The sequence below is a fragment of the Bradyrhizobium daqingense genome (assembly GCF_021044685.1).
Taxonomy (GTDB): Bacteria; Pseudomonadota; Alphaproteobacteria; order Rhizobiales; family Xanthobacteraceae; genus Bradyrhizobium; species Bradyrhizobium daqingense.
Window position 1 is genome coordinate 3,069,814 of sequence record NZ_CP088014.1, and the last position, 10,657, is coordinate 3,080,470.

A 10,657-nucleotide genomic window follows, 5' to 3' on the forward strand; every position below is an offset into this window, starting at 1 on the left:
GTGTCAGGCGACGCGTATGGCCGGCTTAGTTGAAGGTATGCAACCTCAGCTTCAGCGAACCGTCCGCCTGACGCTCAAACACGTGCGTGGCAATCCCGCCGGCAGCTTGGCGGGACCCGTCCGCTCCCTTGCCATTGGCGCTCCATCTCGCCGTGCCGTAGACGACCTTCTCGTCTCCGCCCGCATCTATGATTGTCAGCTTGTGATCGGCGAAACCGCTGGAAAAAAGCCCGCCGAAGAAAATCTCGATCTCTGCTGGACCCGATATGATTTGATGGGTCGGGGGCAGCACTTTTGCATTCGAAACATACGCTGTGGCAATTGCTTTGGCGTCAGCTTTGTTGAATGCCGAATCCCAGTCGGCATAAGCCTGGGTGATTTCGGCTCTGACGTCGAAGCTCGTCGAGGAGGCCAAGTTCGTCATAATTCCCTCCCTCAGTTAACCTCGGTAACCACCGGATCATACTCCAACCGAGCGGCGGGAAAATCTGGAAAGTCGGGAACCAGAAGGTTCCGCAGGCACCGAATATCCTTCGCAGAACGTCAAGCATGTCGCGTCCTGGCGGGGACGTGACCGGATTGCAAAGACGTCTTGGACACCAACGGAGCGCTAGCGTCGGCCCATTGCCGCTTCCCGATGCCCTGCGGGTCCAACGATGACTTGCCTCCGATTTCCCCGTGACAGAAATTCCGGAGTGCCGCTGGCTGGGCTCGACTGCGCTGACGGTGGCATCGTCATCGTCGACAGCGCAGATCGCATCACGCATTTCAATGCCGGCGCAGAGCGGATCTGGAAACTCGCGTGCGCCGAGATCGCGCGGGCTTGCCTATCACGACATCCTCGCCGGCCTACAGAACCGCGCGCAGCTGCGGCATCTGTTCACCACAGCGATCGACGCCTGCCCGACCGGCGGCCACGTCGCGCTGGCCTTCCTCGACGTCGATCATTTCAAGGACGTCAACGATACGCTCGGCCATGCCGCGGGCGACGAGCTGCTGTCCAGTTCGCCCAGCGCCTGCGCGAGCAAATCGGGCCCGAAGACATGTTGGGACGGCTCGGCGGCGATGAGTTTGTCATCCTGCTGCCGCAACGCAACGCCGAGAGCGCCGAGCGCGTTGCGGCCCGCATCACGGAAGCGCTTGCCGCGCCGTTGCGGCTCGGATCGAAGCTGATGCCGATCTCGGCCAGCATCGGCATCAGCCTCTATCCTGATCACGCCACCGACATCGATACTTTGATGCAGCAGGCCGATGCTGCCATGTACATGGCCAAGCAGGCGGGACGCTCGACCATCGTCTGTTCAGCGCCGAGATGAACGGGCTCGCCGAGCAACGGCTGGCGCTGGTCGCAGCGCTCCGCCGCGCCGTCGCAGATGGCGCGCTACCCTCAACTACCAGCCGCAGATCCGCAGCTGTGATGGCGCCATCCATGGCGTCGAGGCGCTGGCGCGCTGGTGCGCTGGCGCGATGCCGTGCTCGGCGACGTCTCGCCGGCAAAGTTCATTCCGCTCGTCGAGGAATGCGGCCTGATCGAGCAGATCGGCCTCTGGTCGGTGCGAGAGGCCTGCCGCCAGATGACGAGCTGGCGCCGTGGCGGGCTCAATACTCCCAGCGTGTCGGTGAATCTGCCGCCGATCAATTTCCGCAACGTCGCGCTCGCGGCGCGGCTCAAGGACATTCTGGCCGAATACGAGTTGCCACCGGACGCTCTGATGCTCGAGATCACCGAAGGCACGTTCATGCAGGACGGCGCCGCCGCGCTCGAAACCATGAACGCGATCCGCGCACTCGGGGGTCGGGCTCTCGGTCGACGATTTCGGCACCGGCTATTCCAGCCTCAGCCGTCTCGCGCATCTGCCGATCCGCGAACTCAAGATCGACCGCAGCTTCATGCGCGACATCGAACGGGACGCGGGCGCTCTCGCGAACGCCACGGCCGTTGTGGGCGTCGGCCGGGGCCTCGGCATGACCGTGGTCGCCAAAGGCGTCGCTGAGTGACCAAACCCGCGAATAGTATGATGTATGCAAGATCCCTTTCGCGGCGGGGACTCCCGACTTGGGCCCTCCGCAGTTATCCGTGCTTGATCGCGACCGATGGCTCTGTTTGTATGGTTTCGTTCGGCAATTCGTATTCGGATAATCAGGGTGGATGAAGCAGATGGATACGGTCGTTCGTTGGGTGCGCGTTCACGGAAACGCATCGTGACCGGTCACTGCACCGGCACCGGGAATCGACTGCTGGCAGCGCTGCCGCCTGCGGATCTTGGCTTGCTCACGCCGTATTTCCAAAAGGTCTCGTTCGAGGCCGATGCTGTCCTGGTACGGTCGGGCGACGAGCTCGATCCGGTCTATTTTCCCCATAGCGGCGCAATCGCCTTCATGCTCGATATGCCGGACGGGCAATCGGTCGCAACCACGTTGATGGGATGGGAAGGCGCTTTGGCCTCGTTCTCCGTGCTTGGCCCGTCGCTTTCATCGGTGACCGCGGTTGCCCGCATGGCCGGCACAGCGTCGCTGATTTCCGCCGCCAAGTTCAGGGCTGCCTATGCGCAAAGCGCAGCCATCAGGAACGTCGTGCAGGTTCACGCCCGCGCGGTGATGCTGCAGCTTCAGCACGTAGCCGCCTGCAACGCGCTGCATCGGGTGGATGGCCGCTTGGCGCGGTGGTTGCTGCAGCTTCACGACCGCGTGCCCGATGATCCGCTTCCGGTGACGCAGGAGGCGCTCGCGCAACTGCTTGGGGTGCGACGCACGACAGTGACCCTGACGATGAGCAAGCTACGGGAGGCCGGCGCCATCCCGTCCGACCGGCGCGGGTCCATACAAATCGATCGGGCCCGGCTTGAACGCATCGCATGCGATTGTTATGCGCTCATGCAGCGCAATATCGATCAGATGTATTGCCAGGAATTGCCGCCGCAGCCTGCCCATCCGCCGTTCCGGCAGAGCGCCGTGCTCGCCACCGAGAGAGCGGAGCGTCAATTCAGAGGCCTTTCGCGGGCGGGAAAGTAGCGAGCAGGGGCAAGTTGCCCGTCGAACCCGGCTTCATTGCTGCAGGCGAGCTTCCGCCTCCGTGGAGAGCGGCTTTGGCTGCAATCAGCTTGCCGCCAACCCCGTCCTTCGCCGCAGATCCGTGATCGCGCGCAAGAAGCTGTCCGCCGGCGTCGTCTCCGGATCGATCAGCCGGTGCAGGCGAAAGCCGTCTTCCAGCGCGAGCACCACCGAGGCCATCCAGGGCGGGTTCAGCGCGCTGTTCTTGCCGTGGTTCTTCAGCGTCGCCTCGATGATGTCGGCAACCAGCTTGCGCCGCGCGCGCAGGCGCTTTGCCAGTTCCGGCCGGCGCTTCTCGGCGCGCGCGACGAACAGGATCATCTCCATGTGCAGCAGCGGCGAGCGGCCGAGCGGATCCTGCCTGCTGCGGTCCATCGATTTCAGCGCCGCGATGAAATCATCGAGATTGTCGTGCTGGGCAAGGATGTCCATGTTGCGCCGGATCGACTGCTCGACATGGTCCTCGAGCATGGCGATGATCAGTTCGTCCTTGCTCTTGAAGTTCGAATAGAACGCGCCGCGGGTGAAGCCGGCCGCCGCCGCGATCGCCTCAATGCTGGCGCCGCCGATGCCGTCCGCCTCGAACACGCGCGCGGCGGCCTCGAACAGCTTGTCGCGCGTATCGTCCCTGGTCGGCCTGGTTCTCACCCTTGACATCGGCGCAGCTTAGGGCAGAATGCAATTCGATACAACAATGTATCCAATTGATAATTCCAGGGATGGTTACGCTGCGCAACAGGGGCTGCCCGGCGTATTCGTATCATGCGGCAACCGGATTGAGGTCACCATGAACGAGCAAGTGCAACCCGCAGGCGGCAACCCGTTGTTCAACCCGCTCTCGCCGGACTTCATCCGCGATCCCTATCCGCATTACGAGCGGCTGCGCACGCTCGATCCGGTTCACCTGACGCCCTTCGGCCAGTTCGTCACCAGCCGCCACGCCGATGTCAGCCTGGTGCTGCGCGACAAGCGCTTCGGCAAGGACTTCGTCGAGCGCTCCAAGCGCCGCTACGGCGACAAGATCATGGACGAGCCGGTATTCCGCAGCATGGGCCACTGGATGTTGCAGGCCGATCCGCCCGACCACACCCGCCTGCGCGGCCTGGTCGTGAAGGCCTTCACCGCGCGCCGCGTCGAGGACATGCGTCCGCGCATCCAGGAGATCGTCGACCAGACCATCGATGCCGCGATCGAGCGCGGCCACATGGACCTGATCGAGGATTTCGCCTTCCGCCTGCCGGTGACCATCATCTGCGACATGCTCGGTATTCCCGAGGAGCACCGCGAGACCTTCTACAAGAGCTCGCGCGACGGCGGGCGGCTGCTCGACCCCGTGCCGCTCTCGCCGGAGGAGATCAGGAAGGGCAACGAGGGCAACCTGATGGCCCAGATGTACTTCCGGCAGCTGTTCGAGCTGCGCCGCAAGAATCCCGGCGACGATCTCATCACCCAGCTGGTGCAGGCCGAGGAGGACGGCAGCAAGCTCACCAATGAGGAGCTGACCGCCAACATCATCCTGTTGTTCGGCGCCGGCCACGAGACCACCGTCAATCTGATCGGCAACGGCCTGCTCGCGCTGCACCGCAATCCGGACCAGCTCGCGCTCTTGAAGGCGCGGCCAGAGCTGATGCCGGGCGCGATCGAGGAATTCCTGCGCTACGATTCCTCGGTGCAGATGACGGGCCGCGTCGCGCTGGAGGACATCGACGATCTCGGCGGCGTCAGGATCCCCAAGGGCGAGACCGTGCTCTGCCTGCTCGGTTCGGCCAACCGCGATCCGGCGGTTTACCCTGACAGGCCCGACCGGCTGGACGTGACCCGCCAGAACGTCAAGCCGCTGTCGTTCGGCGGCGGCATCCATTTCTGCCTGGGGGCCCAATTGGCGCGCATCGAGGCCGAGATCGCCATCGCGACGCTGCTGCGCCGGCTGCCGGATCTGCGCATCGACGACGTCGAGAACCCGCAATGGCGGCCGACCTTCGTGCTGCGCGGCCTGACGCGGCTGCCGGCGAGCTGGTGAGGGCTCGCTCGCGTTAACCTCCGCGCGCAACAGTCGCTGTGACTTCGCCACACTTCCCCCTATATAAGGGGCTGTTCCGGCGCGCCTGAAGCCTCGAGGCCAGGGTTTGCGGGGCCAAGGTTTGGCCCGGGTGCCGGTTTGGCCGAGGGGAGACCCGTGCAGACCACGCTGCTCGGATTGGCGATTGCCTTCATCATTGCGCTGCTGGCCGCGCTGATCGGGCCCTACTACATCGACTGGAACCAGTTTCGGCCCCAGTTCGAGGCGGAGGCGACCAGGATCATCGGCGTGCCGGTGCGGGTGGCGGGCCAGCTCGACGCGCGGCTCCTGCCGGCGCCGACGCTGCGGCTGCGGTCGGTCACCTTCGGCGGCAACAACGATCTCGGCCGCCTGCGCGCCGACAAGCTCGACGTCGAGTTCAGCCTGGGCTCCCTGATGCGCGGCGAATGGCGCGCCACCGAGCTGTCGGTGGGCGGCATGGCGGTCGATCTCGGCCTCGACGCGCGCGGGCGGGTCGATCTGCCGTCCACCGCCAGCGGCACCTTCAATCTCGCCTCGCTCGCCATCGAGCGGCTCAATCTCACCGGTCGCATCGCCCTGCACGATGCCGCCAGCCGCTCCACGCTGGAGCTGAGCGACATCGCCTTCTCCGGTGACGTGCGCTCGCTGGCCGGCGCGGTCCGCGGCGAGGGCAGTTTCAGCGCGAGCGGGGTGCGCTACCCCTTCCGCATTTCCTCCGGCCCGAGCGCCGACGGCAACGCCACCCGCCTTCACCTCAACATCGACCCGGGCGAGCGCGCCATTCTCGCCGATCTCGACGGCGTGCTGGCCTTCGACAACCGCCTGCCGAAATTTGAGGGCGCGCTGACGCTCGCGGTCCCCGCGAGCAAGAAGGCGGGCGAGGCGGGGCCGATGCCCTGGAAGCTCACGACCAGGCTCAAGGCCGATCCGGCCGGTGCCAAATTCGAGCAGATCGATGCCAGCTTCGGCACCGAAGATGCCGCGCTGAAATTCGGCGGCGTCGGCGACCTCAAGTTCGGCGCCTCACCGTTGCTGCGCGCGGTGCTGTCGGCGCGCCAGGTCGATGCGGACAAGCTGACTGCCAAGGATAATGTGAAGGACGATACCGATCCGCAGCGCGTCCTGCCGGCGCTGCGGGCAGGGCTCGCCGCGATTCCGCAGGCGCCGATCCCGGCGCAGATCGAATTCAACTCCGACCAGATCATGCTGGGCGGCCGTCCGCTCCAGAACATCACCGCCGAGCTTCAGACCGACGGGCGGTCCTGGACCTTCCGCCGACTCGAGCTGCGTGCGCCCGGCATGACGCAGCTCTCGCTCAACGGCGCAACGCCCGGCGCCGACAGTTTCAGCGGCCGCCTCAGCGTCGAATCCTCCGACCCTGATACGCTGGTGGCCTGGCTTCAGGGTCGCAGCGAGGTCAACCGCCGTAGCACGCGGCCGCTGCGCCTTGCCGGCGATGTCACCATCGCCGCCAACCATCTCGCCATCGAGCGGCTGAAGGCCGAGATCGAGGGCGGCGCCGTCGAAGGTCGCATCGCGTTCGTCCAGACGGGTGCGAGCAAGGGCTCGCGGATCGACGCCGAGCTCAAGGCCGATCGTCTCGACCTCGATGCCGCCGCAAGCTTCGTCCGCGCGCTCGCGGGGCCGCAAGGCGAATGGCCGGAAGAGGCAAAGCTGTCGCTCGACATCGGCCGCGCCATCTCGGCCGGTCAGGAGCTGCGGCCGTTCGCGGCAAAGCTCGGCTATGGTCCAGCGGCGCTCTCGCTGGAGCAGTTGCGGTTCGGCCAAGCCGGCGGTGTGACCACGGAGGCGAGCGGCAGTTTTGATCGCAGGAACGCCACCGGCAAGCTCGGGCTCAAATCGTCGGCGAATTCCCTGCGGGAGCTCACGGCGCTGATCGAGCCGTTCGCGCCTGCGGTGCGCGCGCGCTTCGATGCCATTCCGGCACTGCCGGGCGCGACCCGCCTCAAGCTCGACCTCAGCCTCGACAAGAACGCCGAGCATGCCGATCGCAGCAGCGCGCGCGTCGTGTTCGATCTCGACGCGCCGCAGCTCAAGGCAAGCGCGACGCTGACGGCGCAGACGCCGGTGGCCGCCGTCAGCGGTATCGACATCGACCGCCTGCGCAACAGCGATTTCACATTCGATTCGAAGGTGTCGGCGCCGCAGGCTGGTGCGCTGCTGGCATTGCTCGGCCTGGATCGCATCGTGGCCGCGGGTGCGGGCGCTTCACAGTTCGAAGGCAAGGTGACGGGCACGTGGCAGAAGCCGCTGCAATTGAGCGCAAAGCTCGGCGGCGGCGGTCTGGATGCGGACGCTCAGGGCACCTTCGACTGGTCGGCATCAAAGGGCAGCGCGAATCTGCGCGTCCGCAACGTCAATCTGGCGCCGCTATTCGGGACCGGTGCGGCCGACAAATCCACGCAGAACGTCAGCCTGTCCGCTCGCGTCGGGCTGTCCGGCAATCGCCTGACCCTCGACGATCTCGACAGCAGCGCGGCCGGCTCGCATCTGCGCGGCCATCTCACGGTGATGCTCGATCAGGAGAAGAGCGTCGATGGCGAGGTGGGTCTCGATACGCTCGATCTTGCCCCGGCGCTCGCGATGGCGATCGGTGCGGCCGGCCACGAGTCCGGCGAGCCGCTGAGTCCGGGGCTCGTCAGTGGCTGGCGCGGCCGCATCGCCTTCCAGGCGCTGCGCGGCACGCTGCCCGGTGGCATCGAGCTGCGCCCCGTCGGCGGCACGATCCGCAGCGACGGCCAGTCGCTCGCGTTCGATGCGCTCAAGGGCAATGTCGGCGGCGGCGAGATGTCGGCAAGTCTCGATGCCCGCAATGGCGCGAGTGGCCTGGCGGTCAATACCCGCATCGAGCTTCGCAACGTCGATGCAAGCACGTTGCGCTACCGCGATCTGTCGCTGCCCAAGGGACGCGCCTCGGTGCAGATGGCGCTGACCAGCCAGGGCCGTAGCGTCGAGGCTCTCACCGGCGCGCTCGCGGGCAACGGCACCGTGACGCTCGATGCGGCCGAAATCGCCGGCCTCAATCCGCGCGCCTTCGAGATCGCGATCCGTGCCAGCGACGGCGGCCAGGTCGCCGACGACAATCGGCTGCGGCAGCTGGTCGAGCCCGCGCTGTCGGCAGGCTCGATCGCGGTGGCCTCGGCGCAGATCCCGTTCACCATCCGCGACGGACGCCTGCGCGTCGGCGCGACGGCGCTGGAAGCGAAGAACGCCCGCGCCATCGTGTCCGGCGGCTACGACATTCCCGCCGACCAGGCCGACATCCGCGCCAGCCTGACGCCGATCATGACCGGTCTCTCCGGCGCCCCGCCCGAGATTCAGTTGTTCGCGGCAGGCCCGCCCGGCAGGCTGAACCGCACCATCGATCTGGCACCGCTGTCCTCGTGGCTCGCGGTGCGCACCATCGATCGCGAGACGCGCCGGCTCGATGCGATCGAGCGCGGCGAGCCGCCGCCCGCCACCGCCGCGCTGCCGACGCTGGTGTCTCCCGATGGCGCGCCTGAGCAGGCGCCGGCCGTTGTGCCGTTGCCCGGGCAGGATCCGCGCCGCATGCCGTCCAAGCAGAAGGCGGCGCCGACGCCGAAAGCGCCGCAGGCGGCTCCCGCCGCGCCAAGCCCCGCACTTACAGGCCCGCCGAGCCAGCCACCTGCAAGCCCGCCTGTGGCGAGCCAGCTTGCACCGCTGCCGCCGCCGATCGACGTGAAGCCGGCCCCGGGCCCGCCGCCCGCAAAGCCGAGGCCAAAGCCGCCATTGGTGCTGACACCGCAGAATCCGTGAGGACGAGGTCGTCATGCCCGGGCTTGTCCCGCCTGCGCGGCCGAAGCCGCTTCGGCGAGGCGAAGGCCCGGGCATCCACGATCTTCGTCTGGTGCGCAAGGCGTGGATGGCCGAGACGTCCGGTCTAAACAGCAAGCCCGGCCATGACGCCGGAGAGACAAGGGCTTGGCGTTCATTCGGCCGTGCACAGCCTTGCCAGTAAACCCATTCCCTCGCATTTGAACGAATTCTGGTCGGCAAAACTGATCTGCCAACTTTACTGGATTATCGCGTTTGTTCCCTAGGCTCGGTTCCTGAGGAATTCGGTGTCCCGCCACGAGCGGCGGGACAGCTCGCCACAAGAACTGGGGTTATCGAGATGGACGGGGCGAAGACGCTTCTACAGGATCTGGACGACGCGATCGCGCGCGGCACTGACGAGAGCCGGGCGCGGGCATTGTGGCATGCGACCGACATCCTGATCACCGGCCGCTACAGCGACGACGAGATCAGCATGTTCGGCGACGTCATCGGCCGGCTCGCCGACGAGATCGAGGTCGCCGCGCGTGCGCAGCTGTCCGAAGTCATGTCGGCCTGCGATCACGCCCCGCTCAACGTCATCGAAAAGCTCGCCCTCGACGACGAGATCGCGGTTGCCGGTCCCGTGCTGCGTGATTCCAACCGGATCGACGAGAAGATGCTGGTCGAGAGCGCCATGACCAAGGGCCAGGCGCATCTGCTCGCGATCTCGCAGCGCCAGTCGATCGGCGAGGCCGTGACCGACGTGCTGGTCGAGCGCGGCAACCAGGAAGTCGTGACGTCGGTCGCGAAGAACGAGGGCGCGCGCTTCTCCGGCTCGGGCCTGCTGCACATGGTCCGCCGTGCCGAGGGCGATTCGATCCTTGCCGAGCAGCTCGGCCTGCGCAAGGACGTGCCGCGCCACGTCTTCCAGCAGCTGATCGCGAAGGCGTCGGAAGACGTCCGCCGCCGGCTCGAGACCGAGCGGCCCGAGATGATGGCGCATATCCAGAGCTCGGTGACCGAGGTCACCGGCGACCTCCAGTCCAAGTTCGGCCCGTCCTCGCGCAGCTATTTCGTCGCCAAGCGCGTGGTGACGACGCAGTACCGTCAGGGCAATCTCAACCAGGATTCGATCTCGAACTATGCGCGCCAGCACCGCTTCGACGAGGTGCAGATCGGCCTGTCGCTGCTGTCGGCACTGCCGGTCGACGTCATCGAGCGCGCGCTGATGGACCGCAACCGCGAGATGATCCTGGTGCTGTGCAAGGCCCTCGACTTCTCCTGGGACACGACGATGTCGCTGCTGTTTCTCGGCGCCAGGGATCATTTGATCACGGCGCGCGAGCTCCAGGACAATGAGCGCGAATATGGCCGGCTCAAGATCGAGACCTCGCGCAGCATTCTGAAGTTCTACCAGTCGCGCAAGACCGGCGCGGGTGCCGAAGGGGGCCGCCAGCCCGAGCTCCAAGTTCACTGACAGGTCCACTGACAAGTCCACTGAGGAGAGGGGAGTGTCTGCAATGTTGCCTCAATTCGGCACCGCGGTTCGCAAGAAGGTCAACAAGGCTCCGGCCATCGATCTCGGCGGCGGTGCGCCGGACAAGGCGTCGGTCGACGCCGCCTGGCTCGTGCTGGAAGCCGCCAACGATCTCGGCGATCACGCCGCGATCGAAGCCTGTCGCCGTGTCATCGACGCCGAGCTGAACGGCACGGTCGCGCGCAGCGCGGATGTCGACCTGGTGCTGGGATATTTTCGCTGACGATCGT

7 protein-coding genes and 1 pseudogene are annotated in these 10,657 nt (G+C 66.2%); 6 read left to right on the forward strand and 2 right to left on the reverse strand.

Annotation, left to right across the window (positions count from 1 at the left end; all coding sequences use genetic code 11):
• Positions 1 to 25: 25 nt before the first annotated feature.
• A complete protein-coding gene (locus tag LPJ38_RS14665) occupies positions 26 to 424 on the reverse strand; it encodes a YybH family protein (RefSeq protein WP_145636413.1) in 399 nt (132 codons plus the stop codon).
• Between the two features lie 370 nt (positions 425 to 794).
• Here LPJ38_RS14665 and LPJ38_RS14670 point away from each other — a divergent pair.
• A pseudogene (locus LPJ38_RS14670) lies at positions 795 to 1,989 on the forward strand (putative bifunctional diguanylate cyclase/phosphodiesterase); the annotation flags it as partial.
• A 213-nt stretch (positions 1,990 to 2,202) separates the two neighbouring features.
• A complete protein-coding gene (locus tag LPJ38_RS14675) occupies positions 2,203 to 3,012 on the forward strand; it encodes a Crp/Fnr family transcriptional regulator (protein WP_167520547.1) in 810 nt (269 codons plus the stop codon).
• Positions 3,013 to 3,096: 84 nt separating this feature from the next.
• Here the strand turns inward: LPJ38_RS14675 and LPJ38_RS14680 are convergent, their stop codons facing one another.
• Positions 3,097 to 3,708 (reverse strand): TetR/AcrR family transcriptional regulator, encoded by a 612-nt coding sequence (locus LPJ38_RS14680; RefSeq protein ID WP_145636427.1) that lies wholly within the window; start codon positions 3,706 to 3,708, stop codon positions 3,097 to 3,099.
• A 130-nt stretch (positions 3,709 to 3,838) separates the two neighbouring features.
• Here LPJ38_RS14680 and LPJ38_RS14685 point away from each other — a divergent pair, with 130 nt between their 5' ends.
• The 4 genes from LPJ38_RS14685 to LPJ38_RS14700 all read left to right on the forward strand — a co-directional run bounded on the left by LPJ38_RS14685 (position 3,839) and on the right by LPJ38_RS14700 (position 10,650).
• Positions 3,839 to 5,071, forward strand: a complete 1,233-nt coding sequence (locus LPJ38_RS14685) for a cytochrome P450 (RefSeq protein WP_167520530.1) — start codon at positions 3,839 to 3,841, stop codon at positions 5,069 to 5,071.
• A gap of 156 nt (positions 5,072 to 5,227) precedes the next feature.
• A complete protein-coding gene (locus tag LPJ38_RS14690; RefSeq protein ID WP_145636455.1) occupies positions 5,228 to 8,890 on the forward strand; it encodes an AsmA family protein in 3,663 nt (1,220 codons plus the stop codon).
• Between the two features lie 358 nt (positions 8,891 to 9,248).
• Positions 9,249 to 10,367 carry a DUF2336 domain-containing protein gene (locus LPJ38_RS14695; RefSeq protein ID WP_167520531.1) on the forward strand — a complete coding sequence of 373 codons (1,119 nt, stop codon included), beginning with the start codon at positions 9,249 to 9,251 and terminating at the stop codon, positions 10,365 to 10,367.
• Between the two features lie 43 nt (positions 10,368 to 10,410).
• Positions 10,411 to 10,650: a hypothetical protein gene (locus LPJ38_RS14700; RefSeq protein WP_145636498.1), complete on the forward strand. Its 240-nt coding sequence runs from the start codon at positions 10,411 to 10,413 to the stop codon at positions 10,648 to 10,650.
• The last annotated feature ends 7 nt before the right edge of the window (positions 10,651 to 10,657 follow it).